The sequence below is a fragment of the Mesorhizobium sp. KR9-304 genome, assembly GCF_040049215.1.
GTDB lineage: Bacteria > Pseudomonadota > Alphaproteobacteria > Rhizobiales > Rhizobiaceae > Mesorhizobium_K.
In genome coordinates, this window is record NZ_JBDZDN010000001.1 from 1,975,051 (window position 1) to 1,997,381 (window position 22,331).

The 22,331-nt window shown below is 65.5% G+C and carries 17 protein-coding genes; 10 read left to right on the top strand and 7 right to left on the bottom strand.

Annotated features, from left to right (window positions below; translation table 11 throughout):
* The first annotated feature begins 82 nt into the window (after positions 1–82).
* Positions 83–2,131, top strand: a complete 2,049-nt coding sequence (locus tag ABLE71_RS09495) for a M3 family metallopeptidase (protein ID WP_348783092.1) — start codon at positions 83–85, stop codon at positions 2,129–2,131.
* A gap of 115 nt (positions 2,132–2,246) precedes the next feature.
* The gene (locus tag ABLE71_RS09500) at positions 2,247–3,824 is read left to right on the top strand and encodes an alkaline phosphatase (protein WP_348783093.1); all 1,578 of its coding nucleotides are present in this window, start codon (positions 2,247–2,249) and stop codon (positions 3,822–3,824) included.
* A gap of 77 nt (positions 3,825–3,901) precedes the next feature.
* Here ABLE71_RS09500 and ABLE71_RS09505 read toward each other — a convergent pair whose 3' ends face one another.
* Positions 3,902–4,186, bottom strand: coding sequence for a hypothetical protein (locus tag ABLE71_RS09505; RefSeq protein WP_348783094.1), 285 nt, complete (start codon positions 4,184–4,186; stop codon positions 3,902–3,904).
* Positions 4,187–4,367: 181 nt separating this feature from the next.
* On the opposite strand from ABLE71_RS09505, the gene typA reads away from it, so the two are divergent.
* Positions 4,368–6,197: a translational GTPase TypA gene (typA, locus tag ABLE71_RS09510; RefSeq protein ID WP_348783095.1), complete on the top strand. Its 1,830-nt coding sequence runs from the start codon at positions 4,368–4,370 to the stop codon at positions 6,195–6,197.
* A 10-nt stretch (positions 6,198–6,207) separates the two neighbouring features.
* Here typA and ABLE71_RS09515 read toward each other — a convergent pair whose 3' ends face one another.
* Both ABLE71_RS09515 and ABLE71_RS09520 read right to left on the bottom strand, forming a co-directional pair.
* Positions 6,208–6,624, bottom strand: coding sequence for a type II toxin-antitoxin system VapC family toxin (locus ABLE71_RS09515; RefSeq protein ID WP_348783096.1), 417 nt, complete (start codon positions 6,622–6,624; stop codon positions 6,208–6,210).
* Positions 6,621–6,863 carry a type II toxin-antitoxin system prevent-host-death family antitoxin gene (locus ABLE71_RS09520; protein ID WP_348783097.1) on the bottom strand — a complete coding sequence of 81 codons (243 nt, stop codon included), beginning with the start codon at positions 6,861–6,863 and terminating at the stop codon, positions 6,621–6,623. The genes ABLE71_RS09515 and ABLE71_RS09520 overlap by 4 nt, the downstream gene beginning before the upstream one ends.
* A gap of 85 nt (positions 6,864–6,948) precedes the next feature.
* Here ABLE71_RS09520 and ABLE71_RS09525 point away from each other — a divergent pair, with 85 nt between their 5' ends.
* The 4 genes from ABLE71_RS09525 to ABLE71_RS09540 all read left to right on the top strand — a co-directional run bounded on the left by ABLE71_RS09525 (position 6,949) and on the right by ABLE71_RS09540 (position 14,365).
* The gene (locus ABLE71_RS09525) at positions 6,949–7,293 is read left to right on the top strand and encodes a hypothetical protein (protein WP_348783098.1); all 345 of its coding nucleotides are present in this window, start codon (positions 6,949–6,951) and stop codon (positions 7,291–7,293) included.
* An 88-nt stretch (positions 7,294–7,381) separates the two neighbouring features.
* On the top strand, positions 7,382–7,996 hold the full coding sequence (locus ABLE71_RS09530; protein WP_348783099.1) for a LysE family translocator: 615 nt from the start codon (positions 7,382–7,384) through the stop codon (positions 7,994–7,996).
* 199 nt (positions 7,997–8,195) lie between these two features.
* On the top strand, positions 8,196–12,968 hold the full coding sequence (locus tag ABLE71_RS09535) for an NAD-glutamate dehydrogenase (RefSeq protein WP_348783100.1): 4,773 nt from the start codon (positions 8,196–8,198) through the stop codon (positions 12,966–12,968).
* Positions 12,965–14,365 carry an MFS transporter gene (locus tag ABLE71_RS09540; protein WP_348783101.1) on the top strand — a complete coding sequence of 467 codons (1,401 nt, stop codon included), beginning with the start codon at positions 12,965–12,967 and terminating at the stop codon, positions 14,363–14,365. The genes ABLE71_RS09535 and ABLE71_RS09540 overlap by 4 nt, the downstream gene beginning before the upstream one ends.
* A gap of 37 nt (positions 14,366–14,402) precedes the next feature.
* Here the strand turns inward: ABLE71_RS09540 and purH are convergent, their stop codons facing one another.
* From purH to htpX, 4 genes are all read right to left on the bottom strand, one after another.
* On the bottom strand, positions 14,403–16,019 hold the full coding sequence (gene purH / locus ABLE71_RS09545; RefSeq protein ID WP_348783102.1) for a bifunctional phosphoribosylaminoimidazolecarboxamide formyltransferase/IMP cyclohydrolase: 1,617 nt from the start codon (positions 16,017–16,019) through the stop codon (positions 14,403–14,405).
* 101 nt (positions 16,020–16,120) lie between these two features.
* Entirely contained in the window at positions 16,121–17,791 is a 1,671-nt protein-coding gene (locus ABLE71_RS09550) for a heparinase II/III family protein (protein ID WP_348783707.1), read from the bottom strand.
* 199 nt (positions 17,792–17,990) lie between these two features.
* Positions 17,991–19,322 (bottom strand): RsmB/NOP family class I SAM-dependent RNA methyltransferase, encoded by a 1,332-nt coding sequence (locus ABLE71_RS09555; RefSeq protein WP_348783708.1) that lies wholly within the window; start codon positions 19,320–19,322, stop codon positions 17,991–17,993.
* A gap of 59 nt (positions 19,323–19,381) precedes the next feature.
* Positions 19,382–20,389, bottom strand: coding sequence for a zinc metalloprotease HtpX (htpX, locus tag ABLE71_RS09560; RefSeq protein ID WP_348783103.1), 1,008 nt, complete (start codon positions 20,387–20,389; stop codon positions 19,382–19,384).
* Between the two features lie 106 nt (positions 20,390–20,495).
* Here htpX and ABLE71_RS09565 point away from each other — a divergent pair, with 106 nt between their 5' ends.
* The 3 genes from ABLE71_RS09565 to ABLE71_RS09575 all read left to right on the top strand — a co-directional run bounded on the left by ABLE71_RS09565 (position 20,496) and on the right by ABLE71_RS09575 (position 22,176).
* Positions 20,496–20,717 carry a DUF1674 domain-containing protein gene (locus tag ABLE71_RS09565; protein ID WP_348783104.1) on the top strand — a complete coding sequence of 74 codons (222 nt, stop codon included), beginning with the start codon at positions 20,496–20,498 and terminating at the stop codon, positions 20,715–20,717.
* A 101-nt stretch (positions 20,718–20,818) separates the two neighbouring features.
* Positions 20,819–21,688 (top strand): transglutaminase family protein, encoded by an 870-nt coding sequence (locus ABLE71_RS09570; protein WP_348783105.1) that lies wholly within the window; start codon positions 20,819–20,821, stop codon positions 21,686–21,688.
* 44 nt (positions 21,689–21,732) lie between these two features.
* Positions 21,733–22,176, top strand: coding sequence for a thermonuclease family protein (locus ABLE71_RS09575; protein ID WP_348783106.1), 444 nt, complete (start codon positions 21,733–21,735; stop codon positions 22,174–22,176).
* Positions 22,177–22,331 lie beyond the last annotated feature (155 nt).

Consider the following 22,331-nt stretch of genomic DNA (forward strand, 5'->3'; position numbering starts at 1 on the left):
CAACGCGCCGCCGATACCATTGCGGGCGACAACCCATATCCCTACATCGGTTCTCTGTTCCGCCCTCCTCTGGAAGCTCCTCATGACAAGCTCCGTCGACCTCGACCGCAACCCGCTTACCCATTGGGATGGGCCGCTCGGCCTGCCCGATTTCCCTGGCATCGGCGACGACGGGTTCGGGCCGGTCTTCGACGCAGCACTTGCCGCCCATCAGGCGGATATCGATTCCATCGCCAACAATCCGGAGAAGCCGACGGTCGAAAACACCTTCGCCGCGATGGAACTTGCCGGCGACCCGCTCGATCGCGTTTCGTCGATCTTCTGGTGCAAGGCCGGCGCCAACACCAACGATACGATCCAGGCGATGGAGCGCGAGATTTCGCCAAAAATGTCCAGGCATTTCTCGGCGATCTCAATGAACGAAAAGCTGTTTGCCCGTATCGACGACCTCTATCAGCGCCGCGCCTCGCTCGGCCTGGATGCCCAAACTCTTCGGCTCGTCGAGAAGAGCTGGAAAGGCTTCGTGAAGTCAGGCGCCAGACTCGACGCCGCCGGCAAGACGCGCCTCGCGGCCATCAACGAGGAGCTTTCCTCGCTCGGCACCTCCTTTAGCCAGAACGTTCTGGCCGACGAGAAGGAGTGGGTGATGTTCCTCGGCGAGAAGGACCTTGCCGGCCTGCCCGACTTCCTCAAGAGCGCGATGGCGGGTGCGGCCGAGGCGCGGGGGCGCAAGGGCGAATACGCCGTGACCCTCTCGCGCTCGCTCTACGAGCCGTTCACCACCTTTTCCGAGCGCCGCGACCTGCGCGAGAAGGCATTCAAGGCTTTCACCGGGCGCGGCGAGACGGGCGGCGCAACCGACAACGCCGCGGTGGTGGCGAAGATGCTGACGCTGCGCGCCGAGAAGGCGAAGCTCGTCGGCTATGAGAGCTATGCGGCGCTGAAGCTCGACGACACGATGGCCAAGACGCCGAAGGCGGTGTTCGGGCTGCTCGAGCCGGTCTGGGAAAAGGCGCGCGAAAAGGCGGCTGCAGACGAGGCCGAACTGCAGCGGCTCGCCGCCGCGGCCGGCAGTAATGAAAAACTCGCCGCCTGGGACTGGCGCTTCTACCAGGAGCGACTGAGGGCGGAAAAATATGCCTTCGACGAGGCCGAGCTGAAGCCGTATCTCCAGCTCGAGAAGATCATAGAAGCCTGCTTCGACGTGGCGACTAGGCTCTTCGGCATCGGCTTCGCCGAGAGAGAAGGCATCGCGGCCTGGCATCCCGATGTGCGCGTCTTCGAGGTGCTCAACGCCGACGGCTCGCGGCGCGGCCTCTTCCTCGCCGATTATTTCGCGCGGCCGTCCAAGCGCTCCGGCGCCTGGATGAGTGCGCTGCAGTCCGGCTACAAGCTCGGCCACGGCTCATCGCCAATCATCTACAACATCATGAACTTCGCCAAGCCGCCCGTAGGAGAGGCGGCGCTGCTTTCACTCGACGAGGCGAAGACCCTGTTCCACGAGTTCGGCCATGCGCTGCACGGCATGCTGACCGAGGCCTATTGGCCGTCGCAGTCGGGGACCTCCGTCTCGCGCGACTTCGTGGAGCTGCCCTCGCAGCTCTACGAGCACTGGCTGACGGTGCCTGCGGTGCTGGAGAAACATGCGCGGCATTACAGGACCGGCGAGCCGATGCCAAAAACGCTGCTCGACAAGATGCTCGCGGCCTCCACCTTCGATGCCGGCTTCCGGACGGTCGAATTCACCTCGTCGGCGCTGGTCGACATGGCCTATCACTCGCAGAAGGAGGCGCCGGCCGATCCCAAGAAATTCGAGGCGGAGACGCTTGCGAAGCTCGGCATGCCGGACGCCATCGTCATGCGGCACCGCACCCCGCATTTCGGCCACGTCTTCTCCGGCGACGGCTATTCGGCCGGCTATTATTCCTACATGTGGTCGGAAGTGCTGGACGCCGACGCCTTCTCGGCCTTCGAGGAGACCGGCGATCCGTTCAATCCGGACCTTGCCGCCAGGCTCAAGAAGAACATCTATTCCTCGGGCGGCTCGGCCGACCCGGAAGCGCTCTATACGGCCTTCCGTGGCAAGATGCCTACCCCGGACGCGATGATGGCCAAGCGCGGACTGACATAGGCCGGTCCGCGGCCCGTCGCCGCGAGGTCGCTAAAGTTTCATCAAACTGCAATCGCCCTGCAACATCGAGGGGCGAAGGGTCCTCCCGTGTGTTCCAGCCATCCAGGAGACAGCCATGAGCCCCCACCTCAAACTCACCCGCAGGACTTTCGTGACATCGGCGAGCGCAGCCGGCCTCGTGGCCGCATCGGGCCTCGCGATGCCCTACTATTCCCGCGCCAACACGCGGCCCGCCTTCACCCATGGCGTGCAGTCGGGTGATGTCGACACGACCTCCGGCATGATCTGGACGCGCATCGACCGTCCGTCGCGCGTGACGTTCGAAGTGTCGACCACCGAAAGTTTCGCCGATGCCATCAGGCTGCCACCGCTCGACGCGGCGCCCGAAAGCGACTTCACGGTGAAGCGGCTGCTCACCGACCTCGCTTCGGACCAGGACATTTTCTACCGCATGAGCGCCGTCGACCTATCCGACGCCAATGCCGTTTCCGAGCCGATCGTCGGCCGCTTCAAGACCGCGCCGGCGTCCAAGCGCAACGTCCGGTTCACCTGGTCCGGGGACACCGTGGGGCAGGGCTGGGGCATCGACGACAAGGGCATGGTCACCTATGCGGCCATGGCCGGGCACACGCCCGATTTCTTCCTGCACTCCGGCGACACGATCTATGCCGACGGTCCGTTGAAGGCCGAGGTCGATCTGAAAGACGGTTCCAAATGGATCAACAAGGTGCTGACCGAGGAGAAGAGCAAGGTCGCCGAGACGCTGGCCGAATATCGCGGCCAGTGGAAGTACAACATGATGGACGAGCACTGCCGCGCCTTCAACGCGCAGGTGCCGACGTTCTTCCAGTGGGACGACCATGAGGTCGTCAACAACTGGTCGGGCTCGAAGGATCTGACCGCCGACGACCGCTATACGGAAAAGTCGGTCCCGCTGCTGACGTCGCGCGCCGCCCGCGCCTTCCATGAAATGACGCCCATCCGCTTCACGCCCGCGGAGCCCGGCCGCGTCTACCGCAAGATCGCGTACGGGCCGCTGCTCGACGTATTCTTCCTCGACCTGCGCTCCTATCGTGGTCCCAACGGCGACGCCGTCGAGACCGAGATGACGCCCCGGTCGCGTATCCTTGGAGAGGAGCAGGTGCGTTGGCTGAAGCGGGAGCTCGCCAATTCGAAGGCGACCTGGAAGGTCATCGCGTCGGACATGCCGCTCGGTATCATCGTCTGGAACGACGCCGCCAACAAGAAGGGCGCCGAGGCGGTCGCCAACGGGCAGCCGGGGGCGGCGAGCGGACGCGAACTGGAGATCGCCGACCTGTTGCGCTACATCAAGACCGCCGGCATCGACAACACCGTGTGGCTGACGGCCGACGTGCACTATACCGCGGCGCACTACTACAATCCCGACAAGGCGGCATTCCAGGATTTCACGCCGTTCTGGGAATTCGTCTCCGGCCCGCTGCATGCCGGCACGTTCGGCCCCGGCGACCTTGACCCGACCTTCGGCCCGGAACTGAAATATGTGAAGGCGCCAACCGCCGAACAGGGCCAGAACCTGCCGCCTTCGGCCGGCCTGCAGTTCTTCGGCATCGTCGACATCGACGGACGGACGGAGCAGATGACGGTTCGCCTGATGGATCGCGACGACAGTGAACTCTACAAGGTCACGCTCGATCCCGTCCGCTCGGCGTAACCTAGGTTCGTTCCGCGCGATGTCCGCTTCCGCACCCGGGGCGGATCGGGCATCGCACCGCTGGCTACATTAGTGAGCTACCGATCCGGATAGCAGTCGAGCGGAACGCTTGGCCAGACCGCCTTGTCGCAGCCGGCCTGTGCCTGCTGAATCTTGAAGGATGCGCTCGTCGGCCCGGTCACCATCGGGTCGACGCCGTAGTCGGCGTCCGGGAAAGCTTCCTGCGCCGCGGTTGCCGCCAGGATTGCCGGGCGGTCCAGATGCCGGGTGGCCGTCGAATGCGCCACCCCTGCAGCGAGCAGAACCGCTATTGCGGAGGTGCCGGCGGTCGCACGCAAAATCCTGGAAAATGCCATCGTCATGCCCGTTAACCGCGTCATCGCCAAAACGATCCGTCTTGGTTAGCGATTTCTTGTCGCACCCCAATGGCTAATTTTCAGTAACCATCCGCCCCTTTCGCAACTGCGAAAAAACCTGTATGAGCCGCGCAAACCGATTTCGCGGCGCCGGAAACATGTGCCGCAGCACCCCCGAGACCATATCATGAACCTTCGGAACATCGCGATCATCGCGCACGTCGACCATGGGAAAACCACGCTCGTCGACCAGCTCCTCCGCCAGGCCGGCTCCTTCCGCGAGAACCAGCGCGTCGCCGAACGCGCCATGGATTCGAACGATCTCGAGAAGGAGCGCGGCATCACCATCCTCGCTAAGGCGACTTCGGTCGACTGGAAGGACTACCGCATCAATATCGTCGATACGCCTGGCCACGCCGATTTCGGCGGCGAGGTGGAGCGCATCCTGTCGATGGTGGATTCGGCCATTGTGCTGGTCGACGCGGCCGAAGGACCGATGCCGCAGACCAAGTTCGTCGTAGGCAAGGCGCTCAAGGTCGGCTTGAAGCCGATTGTCGTGATCAACAAGATCGACCGCCCGGACGCCCGCCATGTCGAGGTGGTCAATGAGGTGTTCGACCTCTTCGCCGCGCTCGACGCCACCGACGAGCAGCTCGATTTCCCGATTCTCTACGGCTCGGGCCGCGACGGCTGGGTCTCGGCCAATCCGGAAGGCCCGAAGGACCAGGGCCTGGCGCCGCTGTTCGACCTCATCGTCGAGCACGTGCCGGCGCCGACCGTTCACCCCGGCCCGTTCCGCATGATCGGCACGCTGCTCGAAGCCAACCCGTTCCTCGGACGCATCATCACGGGCCGCATCGAATCCGGCTCGCTAAAGTCGAACCAGCCGGTCAAGGTGCTCGCCAATGACGGCTCGCTGGTCGAGACCGGCCGTATTTCGAAGATCCTTGCCTTCCGCGGCCTCGAGCGCCAGCCGATCGACGAGGCGCAGGCAGGCGACATCGTCGCCATAGCCGGCCTGTCCAAGGGCACCGTCGCCGACACGTTCTGCGATCCGGCGGTGACCGAACCGCTGCACGCGCAGCCGATCGATCCGCCGACCGTCACCATGTCCTTCATCGTCAACGACAGCCCGCTCGCCGGCACCGAGGGCGACAAGGTCACCAGCCGGGTCATCCGCGACCGCCTGATGCGCGAAGCCGAAGGCAATGTCGCGCTTAAGATCGAGGAATCCGCAGACAAGGATTCGTTCTACGTCTCCGGCCGCGGCGAATTGCAGCTTGCCGTGCTGATCGAGACCATGCGCCGCGAGGGCTTCGAGCTTGCCGTGTCGCGACCCCGCGTCGTCATGAAGAAGGGCGAGAACGGCGAGTTGCTGGAGCCGGTCGAGGAAGTCGTCATCGACGTCGACGAGGAGCATGCCGGCGTCGTCGTGCAGAAGATGAGCGAGCGCAAGGCCGAGATGGTTGAGCTGCGTCCCTCCGGCGGTAACCGCCAGCGCATCGTCTTCCATGCGCCGACGCGCGGCCTGATCGGCTATCAGTCCGAGCTGTTGACCGACACGCGCGGCACCGCGGTGATGAACCGCCTGTTCCACGCCTACCAGCCTTATAAGGGCGAGTTGCCCGGCCGCACGAATGGCGTGCTCATCTCCAACATGCAGGGCGAGTCGGTTGCGTATGCGTTGTGGAACCTGGAAGACCGTGGGCCGATGGTCATCGACCCGGGCGTCAAGGTCTATCAGGGCATGATCATCGGCATACACTCGAGGGACAACGACCTCGAAGTGAATGTGCTGAAGGGCAAGCAGCTCACCAACATCCGCGCCGCCGGCAAGGACGAGGCAGTGAAGCTCACCCCGCCGGTGCGCATGACGCTGGAGCGCGCGCTCGCCTGGATCCAGGACGACGAACTGGTCGAGGTGACGCCGAAGACCATCCGCCTGCGCAAGCTCTATCTCGATCCCAACGAGCGCAAGCGCTTCGAGAAGTCGGCGAAGGTGGCCGGCGCGGCTTAAGAGATCGGAACTATAGCGTGCGCGGGAGCACATTCACTCCCTCGGTCTGTGCCGCCGATTGCAGAGCGTTGTCCAGTGTCGCAAGCGGCAGATTTCGCCTTAGTGCGAGTTCCAGATAGGCCGCGTCGTAAGGCGTCAGCCTGTGCTTGTCCGCAAGCGCAAGCGTCCCTGCCCAGGCATGCGCGGCCGTCTCGGAATCAATCGCTATCGGCAGGTTGGAAAGCTGCTGAAGAACGGCGTCGCGATAGTCAGATGTGGCGCGCCCGCGGCGCACCGCGGTTCTGAGGCTGTTCGCCACTTCGAGCCTCCAGTGCCCAGGGACGGTTGCGCCGAGTTTGCCGACCGCATCCAGCACTTGATCGGAAGCGAGCGATTTCTCGTCGTCGAAATACCAGCTTAGCGTGATCGATGCGTCGACCACCGTCACTTGCGGCCGTCCTCGATCAGTTCCTTGATTGGTATGCCGCCGAGGGTCACGCCTCTTCGCATGGCCTTGATCCGTTCCACTGCCTGGAGGGCAGCTTCACTCCCCGGCTGCACAGTGGGTGCAGTGAGCCGCGCGACTGGCTTGCCGTGCCGTGTGATCGTGATCTCCTCGCCCTGCTCGACGAGATCGAGCAAGGCGCCGAGCTTATTCTTGGCCTCGAAGGCTCCGACGATGCGCATGGCCAATATTCCATTTAAGCTAGCTTGAGCTAGATTTAGCGCGCGAGCGTCTGGATTTCAACTCGCGCCGAGGACCGAGGAGCCCATGCCCAGCCGCACCTACGAGCTGTTCGCCGAGGCGATGGCGGCCCGAAAGCCCGTCGTCTGCATGTACCAGGGCCACCCGCGCGCCCTCTGCCCGATCATTCTCGGCCACACTGACAAGGCCGAAAAGGCGCTGACCTGGCAGTTCGAAGGTGAGGGCAGCAAGGGTCCTGTGCACGGGCAGTGGAAATGCCTGATGCTGGCGGAGGTGGCCGACGCCGAGATGATCGAAGGGCCGTGCCGCTCCGGCCGGCGGCACAGCCAGCCGCAAAGCTGCGTCAGGCAAGTCGACCTCGACGTCAATCCGGACAGTCCCTACGAGCCGAGGCGGCGGCTCCTGCGATAGCCTGCTGGAATGGTCTTGCCGTGCTGGCCCTATCGCGGATTGATCGACATGCTTATCTTTGCGCTCGCTTGTTCCAGAGATCTCCGCAATGGAATTCACGTCCCTCCTCATCTTCGCCGGCGCGCTCCTGGTCGCGGCCGGTTCGCCCGGCCCGTCGATCGCCGCGCTTGTCTCGCGCGTGATCTCCAAGGGGTTCCGCGACGTGTTCCCGTTCCTAGCGGCGATGTGGATTGGCGAGGCGATCTGGCTGTCCATGGCGGTGTTCGGCCTCGCCTTCGTGGCGCAGACCTTCCATCTCGCCTTCGTGATCGTGAAATGGGTGGGCGTCGCCTATCTCGCCTGGCTCGCCTGGAAGATGTGGACCGCGCCCGTCGCCATGGGCGACGGCGGCATGCCGAGCGAGGATTCGCCGGCAAAGCTTTTTCTCGCGGGCATGGCCGTCACCCTCGGCAACCCCAAGATCATGATGTTCTACCTGGCGCTGCTGCCCACCATCATCGATCTAGGCTCGGTCACCATGCTCGGCTGGGCGGAACTCACGCTGACCATGGCGATCGTGCTGATCGCTATCGATCTGGCCTGGGTGCTCGCCGCCGCGCAGGCGCGCAGACTGCTCAAAAGCGAACGCGCCATGCGGATCGCCAACCGCGTCAGCGCCACCACCATGGGCGGAGCGGCCGCGGCGATCGCGGCGCGGTCGTGAGGCATAATCGCGAAAGAGTGCGAAGCAATTTCTGCTCCGGGTGCCGGCGTCATATCCAGTTCATGTGACGTCTGCATTTTCCGCGCCTGCCGCAGCGCTACGTGGGTGATGCTGCGCCACCTCAATAATAGGGCAGTCGCCAAACGTCGGCCTTCTGCTACGATGCCGCAAAAGCATGCTTCGGGGAGGGATTCGAGCCATGGCCACCGATCGCGAAAAATCGACGGTTGCAACCAGAAAGCCGGCGTCTCCTCCCAGGTCGGGCGGCCTGGCCAGCTATCTCCTCGGCCGGGCGCCTGCCGAGGATGTATCCGCCTACGATCCCAAGGTGCTCGCCAGGGCCGCCGCACTCGCGGAAAAAGCCGTTTTGGCGCATCGCAAGGGCGGGAGCGTCATCTCCGTCGACACCGACCCCGCCATTATTCGCAACGGTCGGCCGCTGACCGCCGTCACCGTCGTCAACGACAATATGCCGTTCCTGTTCGATTCGGTGCTCGGCGAAATCACCGGCACGGCCGGCAGCGAACCGACTTTCGTGACCCACCCCGTCATCGGCGTCAGGCACGACAAGAAGGGCGTCAGCGAGATCGTCACCGATGGCGGCAAGTCCGAACATGTCGACCGCCTGTCGGTGATCCACATTCACGTCAGTGCGCTATCGGCCGAGGAAGCGCGCGGGCTGGAGAAGCGGTTGGGCCGGGTTCTGACGCAGGTGCGTGCCGCCGTCGCCGACTGGAAGCCGATGCTTGCACGGCTCGACCGGGCGATCTCGGAGTTCCGTTATCAGCCTATCGGGCTCGACAAGGATGCGATTGCGGAGGCGATCGCCTTCCTCGAATGGCTGCGCGACGACAATTTCACCTTTCTCGGCATGCGCGAGTTCCGATATTCCGGCGGCGAGAAAAGCGGCACGCTGACGCGCGCGCAATCGCCGGGCCTCGGCATTCTCGCCGACCCCGAGGTCAGGGTGCTTCGCCGGGCCCAGGGCGAGGCGACGACGCCCGAGATCCGCGCCTTCCTGTACGGTCCGGACCCGCTGATCGTCACCAAGGCCAACGCCAAGTCGATCGTTCACCGCCGCGCCTATCTCGACTATGTCGGCATCAAGACCTTCGACAGGAAGGGCGCGCTGACCGGCGAACTCAGGGTCGTCGGCCTCTTCACCTCGACCGCCTACACGCGGTCGGTGATGAAGATCCCCTATTTGCGCTCCAAGGCCGAAACGGTCATCCGCAAATCCGGCTTCGATCCCGGCGACCACTCCGGCAAGGCGCTCACCAACGTGCTGGAAAGCTACCCGCGCGACGAGCTCTTCCAGATCGCGCTGCCGACGCTGCGCAAGCACGCCGAGGCAATCCTCGGCCTTGTCGAGCGCCCCCGCGTCAGGGCGCTCTACCGCGTCGACCAGTTCGACCGCTTCGTCTCGGTCATCGTCTTCGTGCCACGCGACCGCTACGATTCCGTCGTGCGCGAAAAGATCGGCGCCCATCTCAAGACCGTCTTCGACGGCCGGCTCTCCGCCTATTACCCGGCCTTCCCCGAAGGCAGCCTGGCGCGCGTCCATTTCATCATCGGCCGCTCCGGCGGCAAGACGCCGAAAGTCGACCAAGCCGACATCGAGGAAGCGATCCGCGATATCGTCCGCACCTGGGAGGATGCTGTGCGGGAGGCCGCGACCGCGTCCGGCGCCGACCCGTCCCTGCTCGCCATCGCCGGCCGGCTGCCGGAAAGCTATCGCGGCTCGTTCACCGCCGCCGAGGCGCTGCTCGATGCCCGCCGCATCGCGGTCGTCGGGCCGCAGAAACCGATCGCCATCGACTACTACCGCCACGCCGACCAGCCGCCCGAAAGGGCGTCGCTCAAGATTTACCACCACGGCAGGCCGGTGGCGCTCTCGCGTCGCGTCCCGGTGCTGGAGAACATCGGTTTCAAGGTCATCAGCGAGCGCACTTTTGAGGTCCCGGGCGGTCCCGACGGGTCCGTCTTCATCCATGACATGGAACTCGAAAACGCGTTCGAAAAGCCGATCGACCTCGCCGACGGCGGCAAGCTGTTCGAGGACGTGTTTCTTTCGGTGTGGCGGCGCGAGGCCGACAATGACTACTACAATGCGCTCGCCCAGACGGCGGGGCTCGGCGCCTCGGCGATCGGGGTATTGCGCGCTTATGGACGCTACCTGCATCAGGCCGGCATCGCGCAAAGCCAGGGCTTCATCGCCGCCGCGCTCAGCCGCTATCCCGACATCGCCCGCGGCCTCCACGGCCTTTTCGTGGCCAAGCTCGATCCCGCCGCCGGCAAGGAGGGCGAGGTCACGGCCAAACACCTCAAGTCGAAGATCAAGGATGCGCTGGAGGACGTGCCGAACATCGACGATGACACGATCATCCGCCGCTATCTCAATCTGATCGAGTCGACGCTGCGCACCAATCATTTCGTGCCAGGCCTGCGCGAAAAAGGCCAGTCGCTGGCGATCAAGCTCGACTCGCGCCTGGTCGACGGGCTGCCCGAGCCGCGCCCGTGGCGCGAAATCTTTGTCTACGGCCCGGAGGTCGAAGGCGTGCATCTGCGCTTCGGACCGGTGGCGCGCGGCGGCCTGCGCTGGTCGGACCGCGCCCAGGACTACCGGACCGAGGTGCTCGGCCTGGTCAAGGCGCAGCAAGTCAAGAACGCCGTCATCGTGCCGGTCGGCGCCAAGGGCGGCTTCTTCCCGAAACGCTCGACGGCGGGCCTTTCGCGCGACCAGATATTCGAGGCCGGGCGAAACGCCTATATCAACTTTGTTTCCAGCCTGCTTTCGGTCACGGACAATATCGACGGCGAACGCGTCGTGCCGCCAAAGGACGTTGTCCGGCGCGACCCGGACGATCCCTATTTCGTCGTCGCCGCCGACAAGGGCACGGCAACCTTCTCCGACACCGCCAACGCGATCAGCCAGAAGCACGGCTTCTGGCTCGACGACGCCTTCGCCAGCGGCGGCTCGGCCGGCTACGACCACAAGAAGATGGGCATCACAGCCAAGGGGGCATGGGAGGCGGTGAAGCGCCACTTCCGCGAACTCAACCGCGATATCCAGGTCACACCCTTCACCGTGGTCGGCGTCGGCGACATGTCGGGCGACGTGTTCGGCAACGGCATGCTCTTGTCCGACCAGACGCGGCTCATCGCCGCCTTCGACCATCGCGACATCTTCATCGACCCCGATCCCGACCCGGCCGTCTCCATGGCCGAGCGCCGGCGCATGTTCGCACTGCCGCGGTCGAGTTGGCAGGACTACGACAGATCGAAGCTGTCTTCCGGCGGCGTCGTCATCTCACGCAGCCTGAAATCGGTGACGCTGCCTGCCGCCGCGGCCGCCGCCATCGGACTGGAAAAAACCGTGGCGTCGCCGATCGAGATCATGAACGCCATCCTCAAGGCGCCGGTCGACCTCTTGTGGTTCGGCGGCATCGGCACCTATGTCCGGGCGACGAACGAGACCAACCCGGAGGTCGGCGACCGCGCCAACGACGCCATCCGCGTGACCGCGGCGGAGGTGAGGGCGAAGGTCATCGGCGAGGGCGCCAATCTCGGCGTCACCCAGCGCGCCCGCATACAGTTCGGCCTGCTCGGCGGCGCCTGCAATTCCGACGCCATCGACAATTCGGGCGGCGTCAATTGCTCCGACGTCGAGGTCAACATCAAGATCGCATTGGCCTCGGCGATGCGTAAGGGAACGCTTACGCGCCCGGCACGCGACAAGCTGCTCGCCGAAATGACCGGCGAGGTGTCGCAGCTCGTGCTTGCCAACAACTACCAGCAGACGCTGGCGCTTTCGGTGGCCCAGAAGGCCGGCATGGCCGACTTCCCGCACCAGGTCCGCTTCATGAGCGCTCTGGAGGCGCGCGGGCTGCTCGACCGGGCGGTCGAGACCCTGCCATCAACGGCCGCGCTCGCCGAGCGCGAGGCGCGCCGCGAACCGCTGACCAGGGCCGAACTCGGCGTGCTGCTCGCCTACGGCAAGATCGTGCTCTTCTCCGACATCGTCGCCAGCGACGTGCCCGACGATCCGCACTTCGAGCGCGACCTCAATGCCTACTTCCCCGACCGCATGGAGAAAAAATTCGCCGCCGACATCGCCTCGCACCGGTTGCGGCGGGAGATCGTCGCGCGCGTCGTCGCCAACGATCTCATCAATCGTGGCGGGCCGGCCTTCGTGACGCGGCTGCAGGACGCGACCGGCAGCGGGGCGCGCGAGGTGGTGCGCGCCTTCGCCGTCGTGCGCGACGGTTTTGGGCTGCCGGCGCTCTATGTCGAGATCGACGCTCTCGACAACAAGATCGACGGCCAGGTTCAGCTCGATCTATACGCCGCCGTCGGGCGGCTGGTCCTTTCTGCCAGCGCCTGGGATCTGAAGAACGGCAGCGGCACCGCGCCTCTTGGCGTCCAGATCGCCGCTCTGCGGGACGCTCGCAAGCAGCTCGAGCCGAAGCTTGCCTCGCTGCTGCCCGATTTCACAAGGGAGCGCATGGCAGCGCGCAAGCTTGCGCTGATGGAAGCCGGAGCGCCGGAAGAACTCGCCGGCAGGCTGGCCCTGCTCGATGTATCCGCCCTTATTCCCGACATCGCGCTGGTCGCAAGGGACGCTGGATCCGATTTGCTGTCCGCCGCAAAGGCTTTCTTCGCCGTCACGGATGCGTTCCGCATCGGCCGCATAGAAGACGCCGCCGGCGCCATCGAGCCATCCGACTATTATGAAGGCATGGCGCTGTCGCGCGCGATCGACACGATCGGCGCATCGCGCCGGGGCATGGCGGTTGCCGCGCTCACCGGCTTCGCTGGGAAAGGCGATCCCGTCGATGGCTGGCTTGCAGCCGGCGGCGAGCGTGTGGCGAGGACACGCGAGCGGCTGCAGGCGCTCACCGAAGGCGGCGACATCACCGTGTCGAGGCTCTCCGTCGCGGCGGGCCTGATGAGCGATCTGGCGGGCCAATGAGCCAGAGCATCGGGGCGGCCGTCGCAGTCGACGAGACGGAGCCGAAGACCCCCAGGCGCGGCATCTGGGGCTGGATGTTCTTCGACTGGGCGGCGCAGCCGTTCTTCACCGTCGTGACGACCTTCATCTTCGGCCCCTATTTCGTCGCGCGCATGGCGGCCGACCCCGCCGCCGGCCAGGCAGCCTGGGGTTACGGAATCGCGGCGGCAGGCTTCATCATCGCCATCCTCTCGCCGGTGCTCGGTTCGATCGCCGACCAGACCGGCCCGCGCAAGCCTTGGATCGCCTTCTTCGCGGCCGTCAAGATCGCAAGTCTCTGCCTGCTGTGGTTCGCGGCGCCCGGCTCCAGCCTGTTCTGGGTCGTCGCGGTCTTCTCGCTGGCTTCGATCGCCGCGGAATTCTCTACCGTGTTCAACGATTCGATGATGCCGCGGCTCGTCTCCAAGGCCGAGATCGGCAAAGTCTCCAACATCGCATGGGGGCTCGGCTATCTCGGCGGCATGATCGTGCTCATCTTCGTCGTCGCCTTCATGGCGGCCTCGCCCGAGACCGGCAAGACGATCATCGGCGTGGATCCGGTCTTCGGCCTCGATCCGAAGCTCGGCGAGGATGCGCGGGCGACCGGACCGCTGTCGGCGGCTTGGTATTTCATCTTCATCCTGCCGATGTTCATTTTCACGCCGGACGGCAGGAAAGGCGTGCCGATGGGTGCAGCCGTGCGCCGGGGTCTGGCCGAGCTCGCCTCGACCATCGGCGAGGTCCGCCGGCGCAGCGGCATCCTCAGGTTCCTCGTCGCGCGGATGATCTACCAGGACGGCGTGGCCGCGCTGCTGGCGCTGGGCGGCGTCTTCGCGGCCGGCATGTTCGGCTGGTCGATCACCGAGATCGGCATATTCGGCATCATCCTCAACGTCGTCGCCATCTTCGGCTGCCTGGTGGCGTCGAGCCTCGACACCAAGCTCGGCTCCAAAACCGTGGTCATGGTCTCGCTGGTGATGCTGACGGTCGCCACGCTCGGCATCGTCTCCACCGGCCCCGGATACACGCTGTTTGGCGGGCTGATGCTTCCCGGAGCCGATTCCGGCGGCCTGTTCGGAACGCCTGCGGAGATAGCCTACATCGTGTTCGGCCTGCTGATCGGCCTTGCCTTCGGCCCGGTGCAGGCGTCGTCGCGCTCCTATCTGGCGCGCAGCGTGACCGCCGCCGAGGCAGGCCGCTATTTCGGCATCTACGCGCTGGCCGGCCGGGCCACCAGTTTCCTGGCGCCGTTCATGGTCGCCACCGTCACCGCGCTCAGCGGCTCGCCGCGTCTCGGCATGGCGATGATTCTCCTGTTCCTGCTCGGCGGCCTGGCCGTGCTGCGGCGAACCCCCTATCCGGCGGACAGGAAGGGGTGAGCAGGCGGGCTTCCTCCTGGGAGAAGAAAGACAGCCATCAATGCCTGAAGTGCCTGACGCCGGTGAACACCATGGCGATGCCGTGAGCGTCGGCGGCGGCGATCACCTCGTCGTCGCGCATCGAGCCGCCCGGCTGGATGACCGCCGTCGCGCCGGCCTCGACGGCCGACAGCAGCCCGTCTGCGAAGGGGAAGAACGCGTCCGACGCCACCACCGAGCCTTTGGTCAGCGGCTCGTCAAGCCCGGCGACCTCCGCCGCATCCAGTGCCTTCCTTGCCGCGATGCGTGAAGAATCGACCCGGCTCATCTGGCCGGCGCCGATGCCGATCGTGGCGAGGTCCTTCGCATAGACGATGGCGTTCGACTTGACGTGCTTGGCGACGCGGAAGGCGAATCTCAGGTCGGCCAGCTCTGCGGCGGTCGGCGCGCGCTTGGTGACCACTTTTAGCTCCAAGTCGTCGATCACCGCATTGTCTCGGCCCTGTACCAAAAACCCGCCGGCCACCGACTTCACGCTCGTGCCCGCCGCACGCGGATCGGGCAGGCCGCCGGTCACCAGCAGCCTGAGATTCTTCTTTGCCGCCACGATGCCTCTCGCCTCGTCGCTCGCCTCGGGCGCGATGATGACTTCGGTGAAGGTCTTGACGATCTCCTCCGCGGCCTCGGCGTCGAGCAGCCGGTTCACCGCCACGATGCCGCCGAAGGCCGAGACAGGATCGCAGGCGAGCGCCTTCAGATAGGCGTCCCTCAGCGTCGGTGCCTCGGCCACTCCGCAGGGGTTGGCGTGCTTGATGATCGCCACCGCCGCGGTGCGCGCCGGGTCGAATTCTCCGGCCAGTTCGAAGGCCGCGTCGGTGTCGTTGATGTTGTTGTAGGAGAGCTGCTTGCCTTGCAGTTGCCGCGCCGTTGCGACGCCCGGCCGCTTCTCGCCGGTGACGTAGAAACCCGCCTGCTGATGCGGGTTCTCGCCATAGCGCATGACGCTGTCGAGCCTGCCGCCGAAGGCGCGCCAGGCCGGATGCTCGATCTGAAGCGCATCGGCGAACCAGCCCGAGATCGCCGCGTCATAAGCCGCCGTGCGGGCGAAGGCCTTGGCCGCCAACTTCTGGCGAAACTCCAGCGACAGGTTGCCGAAATTCATCTCCAGCGCGTTGAGCACGGAGGCATAGTCTTCCGGATCGGTGACGACAGCGACATAGGCGTGGTTCTTCGCCGAGGCGCGCACCATGGCCGGCCCGCCGATGTCGATGTTCTCGACGATCGAGGCGTAGTCCGCGCCGGATTGCCTGACCTCCTCGAACGGGTACAGGTTGACGACGACCAGGTCGATCGGTTCGATGCCGTGAAGGCGCATCGCCTCGGCATGCTCGGGATCGTCGCGCACCCCGAGCAGCGCGCCGTGCACCGACGGGTGGAGTGTCTTGACGCGCCCGTCCATGATCTCGGGAAAGCCGGTCAGCTCGGACACGTCGCGGACAGGGATGCCGGCCCCAAGGATCGACTTGGCCGTGCCGCCGGTCGAGACAAGCTCCACGCCCGCCTTGAACAGAGCCGCGGCGAACTCCGTCAGCCCGGTCTTGTCCGAAACCGACAGCAGCGCGCGGCGCACCGGCACGAGGTCGGGTGCGGGGATCTTCTTGGAGACGACCGCCATGCCGGAGGCCTTTCAGCTTGCGAGGGGAATAGCCGCGCCGTAACCGCTCCGGGCCGGGAAATCAAGCAGAAGCATGCGGTCGGGAAAAGGCCCCACCGCCGTTACTGCTTCTGCGGATAGTCGACGATATGTGTGCGCGTCAGCTGCCAGTGGACCTCCGGCAGGTCGAACGCCTTGAAGGCAAGCACGACCTGCCTGCTGCGGCGCGGCCCGCCGAGGCCGGCGAAATAGATCGATTCCTCGATCTCGGGAGCGACCTCCTCGCAGGACATGACCCAGCGGTCGGCGTTCGGCGCGCTGAGAACGAGGCGCTCCTCGTCGTCGTGGAACAGATCGACATCGGGATGCAGGTGGAAGCGGATCGTCACCAGGTCGCGTCCGTTGTTGCGGGCGGCCGCGCCGCTCGACCGCAGGAATCGGTCGGTGCCTGCGAGCACATTGCCGCCCGACGACAACGAGAGCTCGCGTTCGTGATAAAGCGAGAAACGCGCGACGTAGCCGTCGTGGCTGGCGATGAAGCCCTGCATGCCGGGCTGGTCGGTTCGCCGGCAGGGCACGTGGCGCGGCCCGCCGATCAGCGGCGGGCTGTCCATGTCATTGATGCGGATCGAATGATTGAAGCGCGCCGACGAGGTGTCGTTCAGCGTCGCTGTCGAATGCGCGGCGGTCGCGCGCGCCAGCGGCCGGAACTCCGCCGCGCCATACGTGTCGACGCCACAATTGACGATGAAGTGCTGGCGCCCGGACGACATCTCGAAGGACAGGCAGCCGGCATGCGCGGCGTTGGAGACATCGATGGGTGGCGGCACGCCGGTGTCGGCGATGACAGTGGTGCCGCCCATCGAGAGCCGCTCGTAGCCGGAATGCGGCGCATGGAGCAGCGGCGCGCCCTCGGTGTCGTCGTGGCGCAGGATCGCGGCGATGCGATCGTGGATGGTGGCGCCCATGCCGTTGAAGCGGGCGAGCGCCCCGTCCTCGTGACGGAAGAAGCGCAGCGCCGGCAGCATGCGGTCCACCGCGTTGATCAGCGCCGGCGGCGGCGTTTCGGCCTGGTTGGCATAGGTGTAGCGGAGGGGCAGCAGGTCAGCGAGAAGTTCCATCACGGTCAATGGGTTGCGCGAGATGTGGCCGCCGTCGGGCAGGATCTGGCGGTCGAGTTCCTCGGCGAGATGGCGCGTCGCGCCGCGCAGCGCCGAAGCCGGCGCCGGCAGCGAAAGCGCCGCGAAGGCAAGCGCGATCCTGGCGCGCAGCCGGTCCTTGCCGTCGGGCATCTCCTTCACCACCGAGCGCAGATAGCGGATCTGCACGGCGAGCGACTTCAGGTAGGCGCGGTAGAACGGGAACTCCGCTCCCTGCAGCACCACCGAGGAGTGCTGCAGCCAGGCGATGATGCGCTTGGCTGTCGTTGCCGGTTCCCATGCGACGCCGGAGATGTTGCCGCCATGGGTGGCGATCCAGTCCGAAACCAGCGCGCGTGCATTGGCCGCCGCCAGCTCGGTGCCGGCGGCGCGCATGTGCCTCAGCCAGCGGAACCCGTGCAGCGTCTTCAGCCAGCCGCGGTTCTGCACGTCGATTTGGAAGGGTGAGCGCCCGCCGGTCTCGACCAGATGGCCCGAAAGCGGGAAACGGCCGTAGTAGATCTCCAGTGCGATCTGCGGATCGGCGAGGCGCAGGTCGGGCGGCGCGATCAGGACGCGCTCGGGCGTGCGCCCCGAGTAGCGCCAGCGATAGACCGGCCCGGAGCGGAGACGCCGGCGCGCCTTGCGCCACATCTCCTTTGCGACGAGCGTCCATAGGCGCGTCGTGCTGCCCGTCGCAGTTGTCAATAAATTTCTCTCCCGCTCAGCCGCGCCAAGTTCGACCGCCCTGCCCCAAACGCCCGAAAATAGCCTAGTCGATTCAGAAGTTTATACGAGAGTGAATTTTAGGTGAAGGCGATTGCGCGTTTTTTGAGCAAGTTCGACGGGTTGTTCAGGCGATGCGCCTGAAACGGGCGGCAAAGAAGCCGTCGAGGCCGGAAATGCCGGGCGCTCCGAGAGGCATGTCGGCGGGCGTGGTCCTGAGCGTGCCTTGTCCGGTAAGGAATTCGTCCACCCCGGGGATTTCCCCGGGCCGGACCGGCTCATGCTCGACATTGCCGGCCTCGGCCAGGAACGTCCGATAGAGGTCTTCCCCCTCGACCGGATCGAGCGAGCAGTTGGAGAAGACGACGCGGCCGCCGGGCTTCACCAGCGCCACCGCGGCCGTCAGCATCCTTGCCTGAAGTGCCGCGAGCTTGTCGATGTCGGCCGGCGACTTCGTCCACGGCACGTCGGGATGCCGGCGCACCGTTCCGGTCGAGGAGCAGGGCGCGTCGAGCAGCACGGCATCGAATAGCTCGTCCGGCGTGTAGGTCAGCAGGTCGGCCTGCACTAGGTTTGCCTGAAGCTTCAGCCGTTCCAGATTGCGCGCCAGCCGCGCCAGCCGGTTCTTCGACGCGTCGATCGCGGTGACGTCCGCGCCGGCCAGCACAAGCTGCGCCGTCTTGCCGCCGGGCGCGGCGCACAGGTCGACTACCCGCTTGCCGGCAATGTCGCCGAAGAGCCGCGCCGGCAGCGCCGCGGCGGCGTCCTGAACCCACCACTCGCCTTCGGCGAAATCAGGCAGGTCGGAGACATTGGCGGAGAGCTTCTCGACCCGCACGCCGCCCGTCGGCAGGACGATGCCGCCGAAGCGCTCGGCCCATGATTCCGCATCCGACTTCACGGAAAAATCGACCGGCGCCTCGACCCTGTGCATGGCCATGATCGCAGCTGCCTTGTCCTTGCCGTAGGCGGCCGTCAGCCGATCGGCGAACCAGGCCGGCGCGTCGAGCGTGGCTGCGAGCGTCGGCGCGAGTTCTTCTTCCTTGCCCCGCGCCAGCGAGCGCAGCACGCCGTTCACCAGCGCGGCAAAACGCGCCGTGCGCGGATCGGACTTGGCGTGGGTAACGGCGAGGTCGACGGCCGCGCTGTCGGGAATGTCGAGGAACAGGATCTGCGCCGCCGCGACATGCAGCAGGTGCGACAGCGCGGTGGCGTTGGGCGGGAGCGGCCGTTCGAGCCGTCGCGCCAGCAGCTTGCCGATGGCGACGCGGAATCTAAGCGCCGTCGTGAGGATGGCGCGCACCAGGCTGCGGTCGCGCGGATCGAGCGCCAGATAATGCGGATGGCCGTTTTCGTTGTCGGTCAGCCCGTCGAGCGGCGTCCTGGCGTCGATCACGATCGCGAGCAGCTTGGCCGCCGCCTTGCGCGCGGCAAGGCCTGGTACGTTCCTGTCGGCGATAGCAGGCGTTTCGGTTGCTACCCTGGCTTTGGTTTGAGCGCCTTGCCTCGGCGGTCGGCTCACGGCCGCCGGCCTTTCGGCCCGGTCGGGTTGCGTCCCCACGGATTGGGCTTTGGCCGTTCCGGCTCCACCGGCGTTTGCGCCTGCCGTCCGCGCGTCCACGGGCCGGCCTCATGAGCCGGTTCCTCAGGCTCGGCCTGCGGCGGATAGGCTGCGGGCTCGAAACCCTCCTGCGCCATAGCTTGCAGCGCGCGGATACGGTTCGCGGTAGCCGGGTGCGTCGAAAACAGATTGTCCATGCGCTCGCCCGAAAGCGGGTTGATGATGAACATGTGCGCCGTCGCCGGGTTGCGCTCGGCGTCCGGGTTGTGGATGCGTTCGGCGCTCTTGGCGATCTTGCCCAGCGCGGAGGCAAGCCAGAGCGGCTGGCCGCAGATCTCGGCGCCGCGCCGGTCGGCGGAATATTCGCGTGTGCGGCTGATCGCCATCTGCACGATTGCAGCGGCCAGCGGCGCGACGATCATCGCCACCAGAACGCCCACGATGCCGAGCGGATTGTTGTTGTCTCGGTTTCCGCCGAAGAAGAAGGCAAAATTGCCGAGCATCGAGATCGCGCCGGCCAGCGTCGCGGTGATCGTCATGGTCAGCGTATCGCGGTTCTGCACATGCGCCAGTTCGTGCGCCATGACGCCCGCGACCTCCTCATAGGACAGGCGCTCGAGCAGGCCCGTGGTCGCCGCCACCGCCGCGTTCTCGGGGTTGCGTCCGGTGGCGAAGGCGTTCGGCTGGGGATTCTGGATCAGATAGACCTTCGGCATCGGCAACCCGGCCCGTGCGGAAAGATCGCGCACGATGCCGTAATATTCGGGCGCATTGCGTTCGTCGACTTCCACGGCATGGTGCATCCTCAGCACCATCTTGTCGGCGTTCCAGTAGCTGAAGAAGTTCATGCCCGCGGCGATCAGGAACGCGATCATCATGCCGCCGCTGCCACCGATGAGGTAGCCGACCCCCATGAACAGGGCGGTCATGAAAGCCAGAAGCATGGCTGTGCGAAGGATGTTCATGACGGTCTCCGTTGGAGGCTGTCGAAAGCATTCGATCCAGCCGTAACTTGCCACTATATGATGGGAAAGCCATCGCTCTGTTTCAACAATGCCGGCAGTCAAACCAATGCGCAAAAACGATCCGCAGGCAACCGTGACCCAGACCGAAACTCCCGTGCGCGTGCCGCTTTCGCCGGCAGCCGAGCGTGCGCTTGCCGAAGCGGAAGCGCGCACGCGCGCCTATCGCGAACAGGATGCGGCGCAGCCGAAGGAACACGGCGGGCGCGGCGGCAAGGAGCCCGTACGCTACGGCGACTGGGAAGTGAAGGGCCTGGCCTCCGACTTTTGAACCGTGCAAGCCGGAATCTTCACGTTCGGCGGAACCGGCGGCTGGCGGCTGCGTTTGGTTTTTCAAATTTTCCGAAAACGCCAATGCTGCGAGGTTCAGCCATGCTTATTCGGCTCGGCTACGAAATTGCGATCGAATGCCCACGGCGGACCCCTGTCATTTCCTTGCTCGAGATCCATGAGGACCGGCAGGCCGACATCAAGCGCCAGACGCGTGTTCTGACGTCTCCCGCGGTGCCGACTTCGGTCTATCGTGACCGGTACGGCAATGTCTGCCGCCGCTTCACCGCGCCGGAGGGAGAGTTCCGCATTCTCTACGACGCGGTCGTCGAGGATTCCGGCGAGTTGGACGAGGTGAACACGCCCGCGCGCGAAACCCCGGTCGAAGACCTGCCCGACGAGGTGCTCGGCTATTTGCTCGGCAGCCGCTACTGCGAAACCGATCATATGAGCGCGCTCGCCTGGAACCTGTTCGGCCATATGCCGCCCGGCTGGGCGCGGGTGCAGGTGATCGTCGACTATGTGCACAACCGGCTTTCCTTCGGTTACGGCTACGCGCGCTCGACGCGCACAGCGGCGCAGGCGCATGAGGAACGGGTCGGCGTTTGCCGCGACTTCGCGCATCTCGCCATCACGCTCTGCCGCTGCATGAACGTCCCGGCGCGCTATGTGAACGGATACCTCGGCGACATAGGCATTCCGCAGGATCCGGCCCCGATGGATTTTTCCGCCTGGATCGAGGTCTTCCTCGATGGCCGCTGGTACACGTTCGACCCGCGCCACAACGTGCAGCGGATAGGCCGCGTCGTCATCGCGCGCGGTCGCGACGCGACCGACGTGCCGCTGCTGCACAGCTTCGGACCGCACCGGCTCTCCTTGTTCAAGGTCTGGACCTACGAACAGGACAGTCACCCCGCCAGCCCGCCCCTTCATGGCGTCGACCGTACGGCCGACGCGCAGATGCTGGCCTGAAATGCCGCTTGCACGAATCCGTGCAGGAGAATAAATTCCTATGAATGTATTCGCACCTGAAGCTTTGTATCGTCGGTCCGGTTGCGCTCGCGCTCGCTTGCTTTCCCGCATCCGCCGTAAAGCTCTTCCGCGGCCCGGTTGAGGCTGTCGTCGTCGAGGTGCTCGACGGCGACACGTTCCTCGCTGAAGCACTCGTCTGGCCCGGCCACACGGTGCGGGTCAACGTCCGCATCCGCGGCATCGATGCGCCGGAGATGAAGGCGCGCTGCGATGCCGAGCGCACAGCCGCGCTGCGGGCACGCGACGCCCTCGCCTCGATGTTTGGCGAAGGCTCGATCGCGATCTCAAACATTTCCGGCGCGAAATATTACGGCCGTGTGCTTGCCGACGTCACCACCGCGGATGGCCAGGCGGTGGCACAGCTATTGCTGGGTGAAAGACTGGTCCGTCCCTATGGCGGCGGCCGCCGCCAACCCTGGTGCGGTTGACCCGTGGCGGAACAGACGGGCCGTGCCAAATTGAAACGCTTTTGGCGTTCCGTGCCGGTCCGCGTCCGGCGTGGTGAACAAGTCGTTAGCATTTCGTCGAAAGAGCCGCTCCGTTAACCCAGCATTTACCATAACCGGCTGTCGCCATGAGGAAT

Coding starts and splice junctions, on each gene's coding strand:
- ABLE71_RS09535 (WP_348783100.1), top strand. CDS start 8,196: ATGGCCACCGATCGCGAAAAATCGACGGTTGCAACCAGAAAGCCGGCG.
- ABLE71_RS09570 (WP_348783105.1), top strand. CDS start 20,819: ATGCTTATTCGGCTCGGCTACGAAATTGCGATCGAATGCCCACGGCGG.
- purH (WP_348783102.1), bottom strand. CDS start 16,019: ATGGCGGTCGTCTCCAAGAAGATCCCCGCACCCGACCTCGTGCCGGTG.
- ABLE71_RS09565 (WP_348783104.1), top strand. CDS start 20,496: ATGCGCAAAAACGATCCGCAGGCAACCGTGACCCAGACCGAAACTCCC.
- ABLE71_RS09540 (WP_348783101.1), top strand. CDS start 12,965: ATGAGCCAGAGCATCGGGGCGGCCGTCGCAGTCGACGAGACGGAGCCG.
- ABLE71_RS09575 (WP_348783106.1), top strand. CDS start 21,733: ATGTATTCGCACCTGAAGCTTTGTATCGTCGGTCCGGTTGCGCTCGCG.
- ABLE71_RS09550 (WP_348783707.1), bottom strand. CDS start 17,791: ATGTGGCGCAAGGCGCGCCGGCGTCTCCGCTCCGGGCCGGTCTATCGC.
- ABLE71_RS09505 (WP_348783094.1), bottom strand. CDS start 4,186: ATGACGATGGCATTTTCCAGGATTTTGCGTGCGACCGCCGGCACCTCC.
- ABLE71_RS09525 (WP_348783098.1), top strand. CDS start 6,949: ATGCCCAGCCGCACCTACGAGCTGTTCGCCGAGGCGATGGCGGCCCGA.
- htpX (WP_348783103.1), bottom strand. CDS start 20,389: ATGAACATCCTTCGCACAGCCATGCTTCTGGCTTTCATGACCGCCCTG.
- ABLE71_RS09500 (WP_348783093.1), top strand. CDS start 2,247: ATGAGCCCCCACCTCAAACTCACCCGCAGGACTTTCGTGACATCGGCG.
- ABLE71_RS09495 (WP_348783092.1), top strand. CDS start 83: ATGACAAGCTCCGTCGACCTCGACCGCAACCCGCTTACCCATTGGGAT.
- typA (WP_348783095.1), top strand. CDS start 4,368: ATGAACCTTCGGAACATCGCGATCATCGCGCACGTCGACCATGGGAAA.
- ABLE71_RS09520 (WP_348783097.1), bottom strand. CDS start 6,863: ATGCGCATCGTCGGAGCCTTCGAGGCCAAGAATAAGCTCGGCGCCTTG.
- ABLE71_RS09530 (WP_348783099.1), top strand. CDS start 7,382: ATGGAATTCACGTCCCTCCTCATCTTCGCCGGCGCGCTCCTGGTCGCG.